The organism is Enterobacter cloacae complex sp. SYL001, assembly GCF_049237025.1.
Lineage (GTDB): Bacteria > Pseudomonadota > Gammaproteobacteria > Enterobacterales > Enterobacteriaceae > Enterobacter > Enterobacter intestinihominis.
On sequence record NZ_JBMKJI010000024.1, the window covers coordinates 1 to 17,832 of the forward strand.

At 57.2% G+C, this 17,832-nt stretch carries 12 protein-coding genes; 3 read left to right on the plus strand and 9 right to left on the minus strand.

Annotated features, from left to right (window positions below):
• Positions 1–134: 134 nt before the first annotated feature.
• Positions 135–2,840: an HTH-type transcriptional regulator MalT gene (malT, locus tag ACOTZP_RS18560; protein WP_421633765.1), complete on the minus strand. Its 2,706-nt coding sequence runs from the start codon at positions 2,838–2,840 to the stop codon at positions 135–137.
• A 573-nt stretch (positions 2,841–3,413) separates the two neighbouring features.
• Between malT and malP the strand changes: the two genes are divergently transcribed.
• Positions 3,414–5,807 carry a maltodextrin phosphorylase gene (malP, locus tag ACOTZP_RS18565; RefSeq protein WP_155019413.1) on the plus strand — a complete coding sequence of 798 codons (2,394 nt, stop codon included), beginning with the start codon at positions 3,414–3,416 and terminating at the stop codon, positions 5,805–5,807.
• A 9-nt stretch (positions 5,808–5,816) separates the two neighbouring features.
• Complete coding sequence (gene malQ, locus ACOTZP_RS18570) at positions 5,817–7,895, plus strand: 4-alpha-glucanotransferase (protein ID WP_046620650.1); 2,079 nt, start codon at positions 5,817–5,819, stop codon at positions 7,893–7,895.
• An 87-nt stretch (positions 7,896–7,982) separates the two neighbouring features.
• On the opposite strand, the gene gntT is transcribed toward malQ, so the two are convergent.
• The 3 genes from gntT to gntX all read right to left on the minus strand — a co-directional run bounded on the left by gntT (position 7,983) and on the right by gntX (position 10,922).
• Complete coding sequence (gntT, locus tag ACOTZP_RS18575; RefSeq protein ID WP_022649637.1) at positions 7,983–9,299, minus strand: gluconate transporter; 1,317 nt, start codon at positions 9,297–9,299, stop codon at positions 7,983–7,985.
• 305 nt (positions 9,300–9,604) lie between these two features.
• Complete coding sequence (gene nfuA / locus ACOTZP_RS18580) at positions 9,605–10,180, minus strand: Fe-S biogenesis protein NfuA (RefSeq protein WP_003861601.1); 576 nt, start codon at positions 10,178–10,180, stop codon at positions 9,605–9,607.
• Positions 10,181–10,241: 61 nt separating this feature from the next.
• Positions 10,242–10,922: a DNA utilization protein GntX gene (gene gntX / locus ACOTZP_RS18585; RefSeq protein WP_022649636.1), complete on the minus strand. Its 681-nt coding sequence runs from the start codon at positions 10,920–10,922 to the stop codon at positions 10,242–10,244.
• A 36-nt stretch (positions 10,923–10,958) separates the two neighbouring features.
• Here gntX and bioH point away from each other — a divergent pair, with 36 nt between their 5' ends.
• Entirely contained in the window at positions 10,959–11,741 is a 783-nt protein-coding gene (bioH, locus tag ACOTZP_RS18590; protein WP_032626813.1) for a pimeloyl-ACP methyl ester esterase BioH, read from the plus strand.
• On the opposite strand, the gene feoC is transcribed toward bioH, so the two are convergent.
• The 5 genes from feoC to greB all read right to left on the minus strand — a co-directional run bounded on the left by feoC (position 11,716) and on the right by greB (position 17,768).
• Complete coding sequence (feoC, locus tag ACOTZP_RS18595; RefSeq protein ID WP_015571443.1) at positions 11,716–11,952, minus strand: [Fe-S]-dependent transcriptional repressor FeoC; 237 nt, start codon at positions 11,950–11,952, stop codon at positions 11,716–11,718. The genes bioH and feoC overlap by 26 nt on opposite strands.
• An 11-nt stretch (positions 11,953–11,963) precedes the next feature.
• Positions 11,964–14,282 (minus strand): Fe(2+) transporter permease subunit FeoB, encoded by a 2,319-nt coding sequence (gene feoB / locus ACOTZP_RS18600; RefSeq protein ID WP_022649634.1) that lies wholly within the window; start codon positions 14,280–14,282, stop codon positions 11,964–11,966.
• A 30-nt stretch (positions 14,283–14,312) separates the two neighbouring features.
• Complete coding sequence (gene feoA, locus ACOTZP_RS18605; RefSeq protein WP_022649633.1) at positions 14,313–14,540, minus strand: ferrous iron transporter A; 228 nt, start codon at positions 14,538–14,540, stop codon at positions 14,313–14,315.
• A 336-nt stretch (positions 14,541–14,876) separates the two neighbouring features.
• Positions 14,877–17,207 carry a Tex family protein gene (locus tag ACOTZP_RS18610; RefSeq protein WP_271074829.1) on the minus strand — a complete coding sequence of 777 codons (2,331 nt, stop codon included), beginning with the start codon at positions 17,205–17,207 and terminating at the stop codon, positions 14,877–14,879.
• An 87-nt stretch (positions 17,208–17,294) separates the two neighbouring features.
• Positions 17,295–17,768, minus strand: coding sequence for a transcription elongation factor GreB (gene greB, locus ACOTZP_RS18615; protein WP_022649631.1), 474 nt, complete (start codon positions 17,766–17,768; stop codon positions 17,295–17,297).
• Positions 17,769–17,832 lie beyond the last annotated feature (64 nt).

Below are 17,832 nucleotides of genomic sequence, written 5' to 3' on the forward strand. Positions count from 1 at the left end.
CAGCCGGACCAGGGCATCGCTGACAGCCCTCAGTCATTTAGAAAGCAACTTTATTGCTTCTGCATAAAAAAATTACTGGGGATCCCTCAGCCCTGTGGGAGAGGGCCGGGGTGAGGGCATCAGGCCGCACAAAACTAAACTCCGTATCCCATCATCTTCAACAGCTGCTGCGCATGCTGCACCGCATCCTGTCGATGCGCTACGCCCAGCTTCTGATACAGATTGCGAATGTGCGTTTTGATGGTGGTCGCCGCCACCGCCAGCTCACTGGCAATCTGCTCGTTGCTGTAGCCGGAATAGATCAGCCCCAGCACCTGCCATTCACGCTGGGTGAGCGGGCTGGTGCGGATAAGCTCCGGCACTTCCGGATGGTTCAGCAGACGTTCAACAAAGTTCTCATCGAAGTGCGCAAACTTGTGGCGGTGGTGCTGGTTAATCTCGCGCAGAATGCGCTGGGCGCGATGCTGATCGAGTTCCGGCAGCGTGTTGAGCTGAATCAGCTGGCGCAACTGCTGGGCCATCACTTCACCCTCAATCACAAAGTGGCTGATAAACCCGGTGCGGTTCGCCAGCTGCAACGCTTCCAGCAGCACGCGCTGGGCATCGTTTTTACGTCCCGCCTGCCAGTAAAGCTGGTTTAACAGCAGCAGGTTGCGGTTTAAATCGCTCATCAGGCGCAGGCTACGGGCGTTTTCGTTTAACTCTTCCAGCACGATTTCGGCAGGCTCGAAGTCACCCAGCAGGATCTGCACGCGGGCAATATTGCGCCACTGGCTTTGCAGGAAGTGGTTATTGGCAAATTCTGGTTTAGGCGTGTGACGCAGCCAGTTGGCGGCGGACTTTTTATCGCCGGTCATCTGCCAGTAAATCACCCGGACCTTATCGGCGTTGGAGACCCAGTCGCTATGGTACTGTCCGTTGCCAAGCAGGTTTTCCAGGCGGTTAAGGTGGTTGCGGGCATTATCCAGGTCGCCTCGCGCCAGCGAGCACTGCACCAGCAGGGCCAGGCACTGGAGTTGCTGCTGCGGCTGGAAGCTCGAAAGCACATTCAGGCCCTGGCGGGCGCAGCTTTCTGCTTCATCCAGACGCGACCATGCCCAGAGCAACTGAGCGCGAATACGCAACAGGAACTCATGCATCGGCAGCTGTTCCAGATGCTGTTCACGGATCAGCTGGAACGCTTTCTCCTGGTTTTCCCAGGCGGCCTGCAGGAACCCCTGAGCAAATAAAATCTCGCTTTGCTGGATCAGGCTCCAGAGGGCGTAGTGCCAGACATCGTGGCGGCGGGCCATCTGTTCGGTTTGCTGCATGAGCGAAAGCGAACGCGTGAGGTCGCCCTTACAGTGCAGCACTTCGCCGTGTACCGAGGTGGCCACAATACGGCTGTAGAAATTCGCCAGCGGCAGCTCATCCAGCGCGACCATCGCCAGCCGTTCGGCTTCTTCCGGGTCGCCGTCGTTAATCGCCACCTGCGCACGCAGGGCGTTAAATTCGCCGTGCAGGGTGGCATCCATCTCGCTTTCCATTTCCTGCTCGGCGCGCGCCAGCAGGGTGTTCACTTCGCTGTAGCGATGCTGGCTCTGCATCAGCCAGGCCTGGAGCAGCACCAGACGCGGATTCTCCAGCAGGCTCTCCCACGGCAGCGCTTTTAACGACTCTTCCAGCAGCGTCAGTTCGCTGTGGTTGAACAGTCCCCACGCGTGGTTGAGCAGAATATCGCGCAGCATACCGGCATCTCCGGCGGCCAGCGCATGGTGGATAGCCTCGCTCGGGAAACCTTGCGCCATCCAGCTTTCGGCGGCGGCGCGGTGAATTTCTGGCAGCTCTGCGGCCATCTCCCACTGGCAACGCTGGCGCAGGAAGCTGCCAAACAGCGGATGGTAGCTAAACCATTCGCCGGGATCGTCCATTCGCGTCAGGAACAAACCCTGACGTTCAATCTCTTCGAGCTGAAGCTGCCCGTTTTCAATACCGGTGACGCGCACAATCAGCGCATCGTTCATCGAACGTAGCAGGGAGCTTTTCAGCAGGAAATGGCGGGTAGTGAGGTCTACGCTGTTGAGTACCTCATCCACCAGATAATCCGACAGGTGGCTGGCGTTGATGCCCGCCAGGCGGCGCGCGGACTGGTGCGTTGGGCTATTGTTTTGCCGCGCGGAAAGGGCAATCAGCTGAAGCGCCGTGGCCCAGCCTGCAACGTCATCACACAGGCGGCTGCTTTCCGACGCCTCAATCGGAGAAGTCAGACGGCAGTCAAAGAACTGTTTCGCTTCCTGATGGGTAAAGGCCAGCTGCTGACTGCCAATTTCCAGTAGCTGATCGCGCACCCGCAGGTTGGCAATGCCCAGCTGCGGGAGGTTGCGCGACAGGACGACCAGCGTCAGGTTTTCCGGCTGATGGCGCAGGAAGAACCGCATCGACTCGTGAATAACCGGGTTGGTGATCAGATGATAATCATCAATCACCACATACAGCGGGCGATGCCATTCGGCCAGTTCGATAAACAGCTGGGAGAACAGAGAGGACAGGCTGGCGTACTGGCGCTTTTGCACCATCACCTCGCTGGTGACGCAGTGTCCGTTGGTTGCCTGCTGAATCGCGGCAATTAAATAGCTGGCAAAACGCTCCTGCTGGTTATCACCTTCATCCAGGGAGTACCAGCCAAGATCGCTTTTACCTGCCGCCCATTGCGAAATGAGCGTTGTTTTTCCATAACCCGCAGGACTCGTAACCAGCGCCAGTCGGAAATTATGCGCACCGGAAAGTTTAGCCAGCAGGCGCTCGCGGACCACAGTATGGTCAAGACGAACCGGGCGACTTAATTTGGACGGAATCAACATAGTTTTCACTTCACTGTGGGGAACGAGAGAATTTATTTTTTTTGCGCTTCGTAATTAATATCTATAAGTTCGGCCAATAGAGGAACTATTGCAAGTTATGTCTGGGTTTGGAGGCTCTGAATTTGCACTCTGTCACAAAACATTCTCATCATTGGTGGAACTTTTCATAAATGGCTGGATGCCGCGCTGTTACTGGCTTGTCTGCATGGCGCGCGGTTGCGCTGAAACTGGTTTCAGAAAGAGATAATGACGGTGAAGTTAATTAACTTTGGGGAAAGTTGCTCTGGCTTAATAGTGTTGCTGGAAAGCCGCTGTACGTGAGAAATATTATTCTACGTAAGTAATCATTTCAGTGATGATTAATTTCCTCCGAAACTGCATTTCATTTCTTTGACGCTCTTCCGGGATCGCTTTTTCAGCGAAGCGCACACTTACACAGTGGCCTCGATCACACTTTTATGCTCATCCCCGCTACTCCTCCCTGCCTAATCCCCGACAGGAGGAGGAAGAGGCGCAATGAGCCAGGCACACTAGCGCCAAATGTGTTTTCTCTCTACAGGATGCCGATTCCCTATGTCACAGCCTACTTTCAACAAAGCTCAATTCCAGGCTGCCCTGACGCGTCAGTGGCAGCGTTTTGGCCTTCATGCTGCAAACGAGATGACGCCTCACCAGTGGTGGCAGGCGGTGAGCGGGGCGCTCGCAGAGCAGCTGGACGCTCAGCCCGCGACGAAGCCTGTGAAAGGCCAGCGTCACGTCAACTACATTTCGATGGAGTTCCTGATTGGCCGTCTGACGGGTAACAATCTGCTGAACCTTGGCTGGTATCAGGACGTTGGCGACGTGCTGAAAGAACACGACATCAACCTGACCGATCTGCTGGAAGAAGAGATTGATCCGGCGCTGGGTAACGGCGGTCTGGGACGTCTGGCAGCCTGCTTCCTGGATTCCATGGCAACCGTGGGCCAGTCGGCCATTGGCTATGGTCTGAACTACCAGTACGGTCTGTTCCGCCAGTCGTTCGCTGACGGCCACCAGATGGAAGCGCCGGACGACTGGCATCGTAATACTTACCCGTGGTTCCGCCACAACGCACAGCTGGATGTGCAGGTCGGGATTGGCGGGAAAGTCACGAAGCAGGGGCTCTGGGAACCAGCGTTCACCATTACCGGTGAAGCCTGGGATCTGCCGGTGCTCGGCTACCGTAACGGCGTGGCGCAGCCGCTGCGTCTGTGGCAGGCGAAGCACGCGCATCCATTCAACCTGACTAAATTCAATGACGGTGATTTCCTGCGCGCCGAGCAACAGGGGATCGACGCCGAGAAGCTGACCAAAGTGCTCTACCCGAACGACAACCATCTGGCGGGTAAAAAGCTGCGCCTGATGCAGCAATACTTCCAGTGCGCCTGTTCCGTCGCGGACATTCTGCGCCGCCACCACCTGGCAGGCCGCAAGCTTGCGCAGCTGCCGGACTTCGAAGTTATTCAGCTCAACGACACGCACCCAACCATTGCCATCCCGGAACTTCTGCGCGTGCTGATCGACGAGCATCAGCTGAGCTGGGACGACGCCTGGGCCATCACCAGCCGCACCTTCGCCTACACCAACCACACCCTGATGCCGGAAGCGCTGGAGTGCTGGGATGAGAAGCTGGTGAAAACGCTGCTGCCGCGCCATATGCAGATCATCAATAAGATTAACGACCAGTTCAAAACGCTGGTGGAGAAAACCTGGCCGGGCGATAAGGCCGTTTGGGCGAAGCTGTCCGTGGTACACAACAAACAGGTGCGCATGGCGAACATGTGCGTGGTAAGCGGCTTTGCGGTGAACGGCGTGGCCGCGCTGCACTCGGATCTGGTGGTGAAAGACCTCTTCCCGGAATACCACCAGCTGTGGCCGACCAAATTCCACAACGTGACCAACGGCATTACGCCGCGTCGCTGGATCAAACAGTGCAACCCGCTGCTGGCCGGCCTGCTGGACAAGACCCTGAAGAAAGAGTGGGCCAACGATCTGGACCAGCTCATCAACCTGGAAAAATACGCTGACGACGCGAAGTTCCGCGAGCAGTACCGCGCCATTAAGCTGGAGAACAAGGTACGTCTGGCCGAGTTCGTGAAAATGCGTACCGGAATTGAAATTAACCCAAATGCGATTTTCGATATCCAGATCAAACGCCTGCACGAGTACAAACGTCAGCACCTGAACCTGCTGCACATTCTGGCGCTGTACAAAGAGATCCGCGAGAACCCTCAGGCCGACCGCGTCCCGCGCGTGTTCCTGTTCGGTGCGAAAGCGGCGCCGGGCTACTACCTGGCGAAAAACATTATCCTTGCCATTAATAAAGTGGCGGCGGCGATCAACAACGATCCGAAAGTGGGCGACAAGCTGAAGGTGGTGTTCCTGCCGGACTACTGCGTCTCTGCGGCTGAAATGCTGATCCCGGCGGCGGATATTTCCGAGCAGATCTCTACCGCCGGTAAAGAAGCGTCCGGCACCGGCAACATGAAGCTGGCCCTGAACGGCGCGCTGACCGTCGGCACGCTGGACGGTGCGAACGTTGAAATCGCCGAGAAGGTCGGTGAAGAGAACATCTTTATCTTCGGCCATACTGTTGAAGAAGTGAAAGCCATCAAAGCCAAAGGGTATGACCCGGTGAAATGGCGTAAAAAAGACAAAGTGCTGGATGCGGTGTTGAAAGAGCTGGAAAGCGGGAAGTACAGCGACGGCGACAAGCACGCGTTTGACCAGATGCTGCACAGCATGGACAAACAGGGCGGCGACCCGTACCTGGTGATGGCGGACTTCACCGCTTACGTTGAAGCGCAGAAGCAGGTCGACGTGCTGTATCGCGACCAGGATGCCTGGACCCGCGCGTGTATCCTGAACACCGCGCGCTGCGGTATGTTCAGCTCTGACCGCTCAATCCGTGATTATCAGGCTCGTATCTGGCAGGCAAAACGCTAAGGAAGCGCGATGGAGAGTAAACGTCTGGACAGTGCCGCGCAGGCGGCGGGAATTAGCCTCAGTTACATCAATGCGCACGGCAAACCGCAGTCTATTGGTGCGGACACCAAAAGACGTTTGCTGGATGCCATGCACAAAACCGACGCGAAAGCGTCGGGAGCGCCGGTGCCGAACGTGAAGGTCTTTACCGCGGGCAAAAAGATGCCGCTGGCGGTGGAAGGACGCGGCGAGTTCAGCTGGCTGCTCACCACCGAAGAGGGGCATCAGCATAAAGGCCATGCCACCGGCGGTAAAACCCTCACCCTTCCGGCGAAGCTGCCGGAGGGCTATCACAGCCTGACGCTCACCCAGAATGACAGCCGCTTCCACTGTCGGGTGATCGTCGCGCCGAAGCGCTGCTATGAGCCGCAGGCGCTACTCGAAGGCAAAAAGCTGTGGGGCGCCTGTGTGCAGCTTTACACCTTGCGTTCAGACAGCAACTGGGGCATTGGCGATTTTGGCGACCTGAAAAAGATGCTGGCATCTGTTGGTGAGCGCGGCGGGGCATTTATCGGCCTCAACCCGATCCACGCCCTCTATCCGGCGAATCCGGAAAGCGCGAGCCCGTACAGCCCGTCTTCCCGCCGCTGGCTGAACGTGATCTACATCGACGTTAACGCGTTAGACGATTTCAAAAACAGCAAAGAGGCGCAGGCGTGGTGGAAGCTGGACACCACCCAACAGATGCTGAAACAGGCCCGCGATGCGGACTGGGTCGATTATGCCTCCGTGACCGCGCTGAAAATGGCGGCGCTGCGTCTGGCCTGGAAGGGCTTTGCGAAGCGTGACGACGAGCAGATGGCAGCCTTCCGCCAGTTTGTGATGCAGGAAGGCGAGAGCCTTTACTGGCAGGCGGCGTTTGATGCGCTGCATGCGTATCAGGTCCAGGAGGATGAGATGCGCTGGGGCTGGCCGGTGTGGCCGGAAGCGTATCAGTCCGTGGATACCCCGGAAGTGAAGGCGTTTTGTGAGACGCATGCCGACGAGGTGGACTTCTATCTCTGGTTGCAGTGGCTGGCGTACAGCCAGTTTGCTGCCTGCTGGCAGGTGAGTCAGGGCTATAACATGCCGATCGGTCTGTATCGCGATCTGGCCGTCGGCGTGGCGGAAGGCGGGGCGGAGACCTGGTGTGACCGTGAACTTTACTGTCTGAAAGCCTCCGTCGGTGCGCCGCCGGATATTCTGGGCCCGCTTGGTCAGAACTGGGGCTTGCCGCCGATGGATCCACACGTGATGGCGGCGCGTGCCTACGAGCCGTTTATCGATCTGCTGCGCGCTAACATGCAGAACTGCGGCGCGTTGCGTATCGACCATGTGATGTCCGTGCTGCGTCTGTGGTGGATCCCGTACGGTGAAACGGCCGATCACGGGGCGTACGTGCAGTATCCGGTGGACGATCTGCTCTCAATCCTCGCGCTGGAGAGTAAACGTCATCAGTGCATGGTGATTGGCGAAGATCTCGGTACCGTGCCGGTTGAGATTGTCAGCAAGCTCCGCGACAGCGGGGTTTACTCCTACAAAGTGCTCTATTTTGAAAACGACCATGAGAAAACCTTCCGCGCGCCGAAAGCGTACCCTGAACAGTCAATGGCAGTCGCGACGACGCATGATCTTCCTACGCTCAGAGGCTACTGGGAAAGCGGCGACCTGACGCTCGGCAAAACGCTGGGTCTCTACCCGGATGAAGAAGTTCTGCGTGGGTTGTATCAGGATCGCGAGCTGGCGAAACAGGGGCTGCTGGATGCGCTGCATAAGCATGGCTGTCTGCCGAAGCGCGCCGGGCATAAGGCGGCGCTGATGTCGATGACGCCAACGCTTAACCGTGGCTTACAGCGCTATATTGCCGACAGCAACAGCGCGTTGCTCGGTCTGCAACCGGAAGACTGGATTGATATGGCGGAGCCGGTAAACATTCCCGGCACCAGCTATCAGTACAAAAACTGGCGTCGCAAGCTGTCCACTACGCTTGAAGCGATGTTCGCCGATGACGGGGTGAACAGGCTGATTAAGGATTTGGATAAACGGCGAAAAGCAGCCGCGAAGAAATAATAAAAAACCCGCCAGTGGCGGGTTTTTTATTATCAGGTCGTGCTCATGTAGGTCGGGTAAGGCGTAGCCGCCACCCGACTTAGGGCATCAGACCACCATATTCAACAGCAGCACCCCGACCAGACCGCACACCGAAATAATGGTTTCCAGCGCGGACCAGGACTTGATGGTTTCACCGATGGTCAGGTTGAAGTACTCCTTGAACAGCCAGAAGCCCGGATCGTTCACGTGGGAGAAAATCACGCTGCCCGAACCGACCGCGATAACCATCAGCTCAGGGCTTACGCCCGTGGTCGCAATCAGCGGCGCAACGATACCACCCGCGGTAATCGCCGCAACGGTTGCAGAGCCCAGCGCGATACGCAGCACCGCGGCAATAGACCATGCCATCAGGAGCGGCGATACGTTGGTTTCATGCATCATGGCAGCAATGTATTTATCCACGCCGCTGTCGACCAGCACCTGCTTAAACGCGCCGCCACCGCCGATGATCAGCAGCATCATGGCAATGATTTTGATGGAAGAGGTCAGCGTGTCGTTGATCTGATCCATGGAACGACCACGGTTAAGACCGAAGGTGAACATGGCGATCAGGACCGCAATCAGCGTTGCCATCACCGGGTCGCCCAGGAACTCCGCAACGGACAGGAACGCGTGACCTTTCGGCAGAACCATCTCTGCTACGGCACGCATTGCCATCAGGATCACCGGCACCAGAGAGGTCCAGACGCTGACGCCAAAGCCAGGCATCTCTGCATCTGTGAAGGTTTTGGCGCTGTACAGGCCTTCCGGGATGGGCTTATCAATGCCTTTCAGGAAGCGCGCATAAACAGGACCGGCCAGGATAACCGTTGGGATCGCCAGAATCGTACCGAACAGCAGGGTTTTACCCATGTCGGCGTGGAAGATGGTGGCGATAGCCGTTGGACCCGGATGCGGCGGCAGGAAGCCGTGGGTGACGGACAGCGCCGCAGCCATCGGTACGCCTACGAACAGCAGCGGGATGTTGGCGGCAGCGGCGATGGTGAACACCAGCGGCAGCATCAGGACGAAGCCCACTTCATAGAACAGTGCGAAACCGACGGTAAAACCGGTTAACACCACCGCCCACTGGATGTGCTGCTTGCCAAATTTATCGATAAGGGTAGTGGCAATACGCTGCGCGCCACCGCAGTCCGCGAGCATTTTACCGAGCATGGCGCCGAAGCCCATGATCAGCGCCAGGCTGCCGAGCGTACCGCCGACACCGGCTTTAATGGAGCTGATAACTTTAACCAGCGGCATTCCCTGCATCAGACCGACTGCAAGTGCCACCAGAACCAGAGCGATAAATCCGTTCATTTTGAAGCGGATCATCAAGAGCAGTAATAACACAACACCGATAGCGACGATGACTAATGGCATGATTGACCTGGCCTTTGGATTGTTATGGGTAACGTCATTGTTTCAACGACAAATTCCGATTGTCCCAACTGGGAACAGAGTATTAACGGCACTCATACTGATGCCTGCGAAAACGATAAGTTTAGTCGGCTGTTATAAGGGTGTTGAGTGCCCATGGGAATGATACGGGTAACATGACGTGATTGAGAATCACCCAGGGAGGCAAAATTTGAATTATGAGACGCAGGTCAACATATAGAGGGGGAGGCAAGAAAAAGCAGGCCCGGTAAGCGCAGCGCCACCGGGCAATACAGACGGGCACTGAATTAGTAGTAAGAGTGCTCGCCGCGCTGGTGTTCGGTCAGATCGCGCACGCCTTTCAGTTCCGGGAATTCGTTCAGCAGCTGCTTCTCGATCCCTTCTTTCAGGGTTACATCGACCATGGAGCAGCCGTTACAGCCGCCGCCGAATTGCAGGATCGCCAGACCATCTTCGGTGATTTCCATCAGGGAAACACGTCCACCGTGGCCGGCCAGCTGCGGGTTGATCTGCGATTGCAGCAGATATTCCACACGCTCCATCAGCGGGGCATCGTCAGAGACTTTACGCATCTTCGCGTTTGGCGCCTTCAGCGTCAGCTGAGAACCCAGCTGGTCGGTGACGAAATCAATCTCCGCATCTTCAAGATACGGCGCGCTCAGCTCATCAACGTATGCGGTGAGCTGTTCAAATTTAAGGGCAGTGTCAGTTGCTTCCACAGCATCCGGAGGACAATAAGAGACACCACATTCTGCATTCGGAGTGCCTGGATTGATCACAAACACGCGGATCTGCGTCCCTTCTTCCTGATTTGCCAGCAGTTTGGCAAAGTGCGCTTGTGCAGAATCGGAAATACGGATCATAGCTTTGGCCTAATAGTTGACTAAATTACCTGGGTATAATCATACGCCCATTGAAGAAGGGCTACAAGGTACGGCACAGACACCATACCTGAACTGACGCGGCGCCGCTTTGCAAAAGCAGTCGGGAAAGTTCAGCCACGGTACTGCCCGTGGTGACGACATCATCCACAATCGCGATATGGAGACCGTTGACCGGCAATTCAAGGCGAAAGGCGTTTTTCAGGTTTCTTTGGCGCGACCGGGCGTTGAGCCGGTGCTGAACGGCAGTGGCATGAATACGTTTCAGCGCAGAGGCGGGGTACCGGCAACCCAGCCAGCGGGCGAGCGGACGGCACAGCAGGTCGCTCTGATTGTATCCCCGCCGCCAGTGCCGACGCTGAAAGAGTGGCACGTTCACGAGCGTGTCGACCGACGGTAGCCCGCGCGTTCTTCGCGCCTGCAATACCGCCAGTAATAACAGGCGTGCCAGTGGCTGCGCCAGCGCGAACTGGCTGGAAAACTTAAACTGATGAACCAGACGACTCAGCGGCAAAACGTAATCATCCACCGCCACCAGCGCGCTCCACGGCGGCGCTTTTTTCAGGCATCGACCACAGGGGAGCGTCTGGCTTACGGCAGGCAAGCCGCATTGTGGACAGCCCTTCAGGTAACCCAGCGCTCCCGTGCAAACGGAACAGACGCCCCACGCGCTCAGCGCAAGTGGCATTCGGCATAGCCAGCACAAGCCGGGCACTGTTAGCATACGCAACCTCCATGTGAAAAAAGAGAACGTTAACTGATGAAGACGCTGTGGTGGCAGACCGTTGGGACGGGAAATTGTCATCTTGTGCTGCTGCACGGATGGGGACTGAACGCCGAAGTGTGGCGTTGCATAAGTGAGGAACTGGCCTCGCAATTTACGGTACACCTGGTGGATCTGCCGGGGTATGGCCGTAGCCACGGCTACGGCGCGATGACGCTCGAGGACATGGCGGAGCAGGTTCTGGAAGCGGCACCGCAAAAAGCCGTCTGGCTCGGCTGGAGCCTGGGCGGGCTGGTGGCAAGCCAGATTGCGCTGCGCCATCCTGAGCGGGTGCAGGCGCTGATCACCGTTGCCTCATCACCCTGTTTCAGCGCCCGCGAGGCGTGGCCGGGCATCAAACCCGAGGTGCTGGCCGGGTTCCAGCACCAGTTGAGCGAAGATTTCCAGCGGACGGTGGAGCGTTTCCTGGCGTTGCAGACGATGGGAACTGAAACCGCCCGTCAGGACGCGCGGATGCTGAAGCAGACGGTGCTTTCCCTGCCGATGCCGGAGGTTGAGGTGCTGAACGGTGGACTGGAGATCCTGAAAACGGCCGATCTGCGTGAGCCGCTGGCGTCACTGACGGTGCCGCATCTGCGTATTTATGGCTATCTGGATGGGCTGGTCCCGCGCAAGGTGGTTCCGCTGCTGGATGCGCTGTGGCTGGAGAGTGAATCAATGGTGGTTGCCAAAGCGGCACATGCGCCGTTCATCTCTCATCCTGCTGAGTTTTGTTCGGCGCTGTCCAATTTTATCAGCGAAGCGTCCACCACTCCCTGAGGCAGGCTTTACCTTCCGGACAACTTTTACAACTGCCGGACAGACAACTGTCCGGCTCTTCCTGAATGCGCACGGCTTTCCCCATCGCCTCCAGCCTTTCCAGCATGGCATCGATCATCGGCTGCGGCGTATGCAGGCTGAGGCTGAGCTGCTTCGCCTCCATTCGTCCCTGTAACGCCAGTAAGTCACGGACCTGAATCAACGATGCCATCTTTTTTCCCCTCAGTGACAGTCGCCCGCAGGGCTACTACAGCAGGTCGTTGGGGTTTTGCGCGTTGCCAGCAGGTTAACGTCAACGCGGCTACGTGCCCGGCGCAGCAGGCCAATCACCATCACGTTAAACAGGATCACCGCGAGGATACAGACCAGGCTGTAGCGCGGATGCTGGCTGTAATTGACGGTTTGATAAAACACGGTCGCCAGCGAGTAGGCAATGTTCAGCCCCCACAGAATGGAGAAGCCCATCCAGCCGCGGCTGGACTCACGGGCAATGGCGCCCATGACCGAGATGCACGGAATATAGAGCAGGACGAAGATCAGGTAGCTGTAGGCCGCCGACGCGCTGCCAAATTTCTGGCCCATCACGCCCATTGCTCCGGTCGCCATTACGCCGTCGCCTTTGCTGGCTTCAATCGGGTTCGCCAGCACGCTCAGGCTGAAGGTGTCTTTCAGGCTCTGCCAGGTCTCTTCTACTGCACCCAGAAGTTCGTCACCGAGGCTGAACTCTGCCGGGTTGAACTCCTCTTCCTGGATGTTTTCCGCGGTGTAGAGCGTGTTCAGGGTGCCGACAACCACCTCTTTTGCCATCGCGCCGGTGAACAGGCCCACGGTTGCCTGCCAGTTGTCTTCCTGTACGCCAATCGGTTTGAAGACCGGCGTAATGATCCGGCTGACGGAGGCAAGGGCAGAGTCATTAATGTTGTCCGCTGCCTGGCCGCTCAGGGTGAAGCTGTTCAGGGCGCTCAGGAAAATGCTGACCACTACAATCACCTTACCGGCGCGCAGAACAAAGCCCTTCAGGCGCTGCCAGGTTTGAATAATCAGGCTTTTCAGATGCGGAACGTGATAAACCGGCAGCTCCATCACGAACGGCGACGCTTCGCCACGCATGATGGTGTGCTTCAGCATCAGGCCGGTGAGAATAGCCATCACGATACCCAGCACATACAGGGAGAAGACGGCCAGCGCCCCTTCCTGACCAAAGAACGCCGCGGCAAAGACCGCGAAGATAGCCAGACGTGCGCCGCAGGACATGAACGGCGCCATCATGATGGTCATCAGGCGTTCGCGCGGTGCGTCCAGCGTACGCGCGCCCATGACTGACGGCACGTTACAGCCAAAACCGACAATCAGCGGCACGAAGGATTTCCCCGGCAGCCCCAGCGCCTGCATCAGGCGGTCCATCACGAAGGCGGCGCGTGCCATGTAACCGGAATCTTCAAGGAAGGAGAGGAACAGGTACATCATGCCGATCTGCGGCACCAGCGGCAGGACGGTGTTGATCCCGCCGCCGATCCCCTGCGCAAGGAAGATGGTCAACCATTCCGGGAAGTGGAGGGTGTAGCCCAGCCACTGAATACCGTGCACGAAGATAGCGACTGAGCCGCCATCAAAGATGGGTTGTAATGCACCGCCGATGTTTATAGCGAGCAGGAACATTACGTACATCACCAGTAAAAAGATTGGCAAACCGAGGAAGCGGTTGAGCACAATCTTATCCACGGCGGCGGTGAAGCGGCTGGGTTCAGCGGTTAATGCATTGCTGACCACGTCACAGATAGCGGCGATGGCCTGATAGCGCGCATCCGCAATGTGCAGGGCCGGGTCATCCAGCTCGTCGCTCAGGCGAGCCTGTGCAACGCTCAGTTTATCCGCCGCATCGCCTGCGTAGGCGCGGCTGTAGATATCGCCTTCCAGCATTTGCAGGCCAAGCCACAGGCGCTGTCTGGCGGGCATGGCGTTGTCCATCTCCTGCGCCAGCTGCCCGGCCTCGCGCAGCAGCGGCTGGGCGTAGTGCACCAGTTCGACGTCGGCATTGCCCGTGTGGCGGTCAATTGCCAGCTTCAGGGCGTCAATGCCGCGCGCGCGGGTAGAAACCAGCGGAACCACCGGGCAGCCCAGACGGGCGGAGAGGGCGTCGACGTCGATGCGCAGCTTTTGCTTCTCGGCGATGTCGAGCATGTTAAGCGCTACGATGCAGGGGATCCCCAGCTCCAGCAGCTGTAGCGTGAGGTACAGATTTCGTTCGAGATTGGAGGCATCCACCACATTGATGAGCAGATCCGCGTCGCCGCTCAGAATATAGTGGCAGGCAATTTGCTCATCGAGAGAGGTCTGAGATGAAATTGTGGTGAGTGAATAGGTCCCCGGTAAATCAACCAGCGTGACCTGATTATCTGTCGTGGTGAACTGGCCTTCTTTGCGTTCAACCGTTACGCCTGCCCAATTTCCCACACGCTGGCGTGCGCCGGTTAACTGATTAAATAAGGTTGTCTTGCCGGAATTAGGATTGCCAATTAAGCCAATAGTTAATTTTTTCATTGTTTTAGACTCACTGAAACCGCTGGCTTGTTAACGGGATAAAGATTCAACTTCAATTAATGCGAGGTCTTTTTTACGCAGAACCAGATTAACGCGTCGGGTTTCGATATGAACAGGATCGCCCAACGGCGCCACGCGCACCACCTGGAATGATGAGCCGGGTAGCATGCCCAGTGACAGTAGCTTCTGCCGATAGGCCGGGCTTATCTCACGGGTAAAACCGATAATTTTCCACGCACTTTCTGGAGTGAATTGCATAGCGCCTGATTCCACGAGAGGTTAAATAATCAACACTGCGATGATAATGAGAATAGTTTTTATCAGCAATAATAAAAATGTGACGGGATGTTGTTAATCGTATTAATTTGCGGTCTGCTTGACCTTGCTCAATATTTGCGGGAATACCCGGGAAGGAATAAAAAGCGTATTTGTTAATGGAGTGATAAATAGCGGTTTAAATATGGATATGCAATCGGTTTCATATTTTACGATATAATTTTTCCCCTCACCCCGGCCCTCTCCCCAAAGGGGCGAGGGTGTTCAAGTTCCCTCTCCCCTTTGGGGAGAGGGTTAGGGTGAGGGGCATTTACAGGATTAGCGTTTCTTACCCATCGCCGCTGCCAGCGCATCCATCATCGCGCTGTTGCCTGCTGGCTGTGCGTCACGTCCGCGTGGCTTCGCGGCTTTCGCTGCCGGACGCTGCTGTTCACGGCCACCGCCATTACCGCCACGGCGCGCGTTAGTGTCGCCCGGCTGCTCGTCCAGACGCATGGTCAGGGCGATACGCTTGCGCTGAAGATCCACTTCCAGCACTTTCACCTTCACGATGTCGCCCGCTTTGACCACGGTGTGCGGATCTTCAACGAACTTGTCGGCGAGGGAAGAGATATGCACCAGACCGTCCTGATGCACGCCGATATCCACAAACGCGCCAAAGTTGGTGACGTTGGTTACCGCCCCTTCCAGCACCATGCCCGGCAGCAGGTCGTTCATGGTTTCCACGCCGTCAGCAAAGGTCGCGGTTTTAAACTCAGGACGCGGATCGCGGCCCGGTTTTTCCAGCTCTTTGATGATGTCAGTGACCGTCGGCACGCCGAACTGTTCGTCGGTAAAATCCACCGCTTTCAGGTTACGCAGCGCGCTGCTGTCGCCCATCAGGTCTTTCAGCGCCTGCTGGGTGGCGGCCAGGATACGCTCGACAACCGGATAGGCTTCCGGGTGAACGGTAGAGGCATCCAGCGGGTTATCGCCGTGGTTGATGCGCAGGAAGCCCGCGCACTGCTCAAAAGCTTTCGGCCCCAGACGGCTCACCTTCAGCAGCTGCTGGCGGTTCTGGAACTGACCGTTCTCATCACGCCAGGCGACGATATTCTGCGCCATCATACGGGTCAGGCCTGCTACGCGGGTCAGCAGCGGAACGGAAGCGGTATTCAGGTCCACGCCGACGGCGTTAACGCAGTCTTCCACCACCGCATCCAGCTTGCGCGCCAGTTGCGTCTGGCTCACGTCGTGCTGATACTGGCCCACGCCGATGGATTTCGGGTCAATTTTCACCAGCTCCGCCAGCGGATCCTGCAAACGACGGGCGATAGAGACCGCACCGCGCAAGGAAACGTCCAGTTCCGGGAACTCCTGCGCTGCCAGCTCAGAGGCGGAATAGACAGATGCCCCCGCTTCGCTGACGATCACTTTCTGCGCCGTCACTTTCGGGAACTGCTTCTGCACGTCGAGATAGAAACGTTCGGTTTCGCGGGACGCCGTACCGTTACCGATGGCAACCAGCTCAACGTTGTACTTCTCGCACAGCGCGGCGACCACGACAGCCGCTTTCGCTGCCTGACCGGTGTGCGGGTAAATGGTGTCGGTGGCAACCAGCTTGCCGGTGCCGTCAACCACGGCCACCTTCACGCCGGTGCGCAGACCCGGATCGAGACCCATGGTGGCGCGCAGGCCAGCCGGCGCAGCCATCAGCAGGTCGTGCAGGTTACGGGCGAAGACGTTGATCGCTTCGTCTTCGGCGCGCTCGCGCACGGTGCCCATCAGCTCGGTTTCGAGGTGCATGAGCACCTTGATGCGCCAGGTCCAGCTCACCACGCCTTTGCGCCAGCTGTCCGCCGGGGCGTTGTTCAGGCGCAGACCGAGGTGATCCATAATGATCTGCTCACAGTGGCTCTCTTTAGGCGGCTCGTCAAACTGCGGATCGGCATTCAGGGAGAGTTGCAGCACGCCTTCGTTACGACCGCGGAACATCGCCAGCGCGCGGTGAGACGGCGCGGTAGAAATGGGTTCGTGGTGATCGAAGTAGTCGCGGAATTTCGCGCCTTCGTCCTCTTTGCCGGACACCACGGTGGAGACGATATGGGCGTACTTCCACAGGTAATCACGCACTTTGGCCAGCAGCGCCGCGTCTTCGGCGAAGCGCTCCATCAGAATGTAGCGAGCGCCGTCCAGCGCGGCTTTGGTGTCCGCTACGCCTTTTTCGGCGTCGATAAATTTGGCGGCTTCGGTTTCCGGATCGTGAGACGGCTCGTTCCACAGCAGGTCGGCCAGCGGCTCAAGGCCGGCTTCGATCGCAATCTGCCCGCGCGTGCGGCGCTTCGGTTTGTACGGCAGATAGAGATCTTCAAGTTCGGTTTTGCTCAGGGTACCGTTAATGGCTTTTTCCAGGTCACTGGTCAGCTTGCCCTGCTCGCCGATAGATTTGAGGATCGCCTGACGTCGGTCTTCCAGCTCGCGCAGATAGCCCAGACGGGTCTCAAGGTTACGCAGCTGCGTGTCATCCAGACCGCCGGTGACTTCCTTACGATAACGTGCAATAAACGGCACGGTGTTCCCTTCATCAAGCAGACGAACGGCAGCTTCTACCTGTTCGGCTCTGGCCTGAATATCACCCGCAATAATGCGGCAGAGCGACTCTTTCATCATGGTCAGTTCATCTTGTGGATCGAAAATCAGGGGGATAGTTATACGGGCTGACACCAAAAAATGCCAGCCGGGGAGGGCGCTCTCGGACTATTTAACATACTCGATTTCGTTGACGTACCAGCTTGCTTCACCCGCGGGCGTCTGGACAACGGCTAAATCGCCCACCTCTTTTTTCAGCAGGGCGCGGGCCATGGGTGAATCGATAGAAATGTAATCCTTACGACCGAAAATTTCATCATAGCCGACGATACGAAAACGCAGGGTGTCGCCGTTGTCGTTTTCAATTTCGACCCACGCGCCGAAAAACACTTTACCTTCCTGCTGCGGGGAGTAATCGACAATTTTGAGATTCTCGAGGCATTTCGTCAGGTAGCGTACCCGGCGATCGATTTCGCGCAGTCGCTTTTTATTGTACTGATAGTCCGCATTCTCGCTGCGGTCGCCCAGACTTGCGGCCCAGGTGACTTTTTTGGTCACTTCCGGACGCTCTTCGCGCCACAGGTAATCCATCTCTTTTTTGAGTTTCTCGTACCCTTCGCGGGTGATCAGAGGCGTTTTCATGGTGCTGCCTTTAATGCCGGTTAACTGTCTTTGCGCACAATACGTAGCGCACAGTGTAACAGAC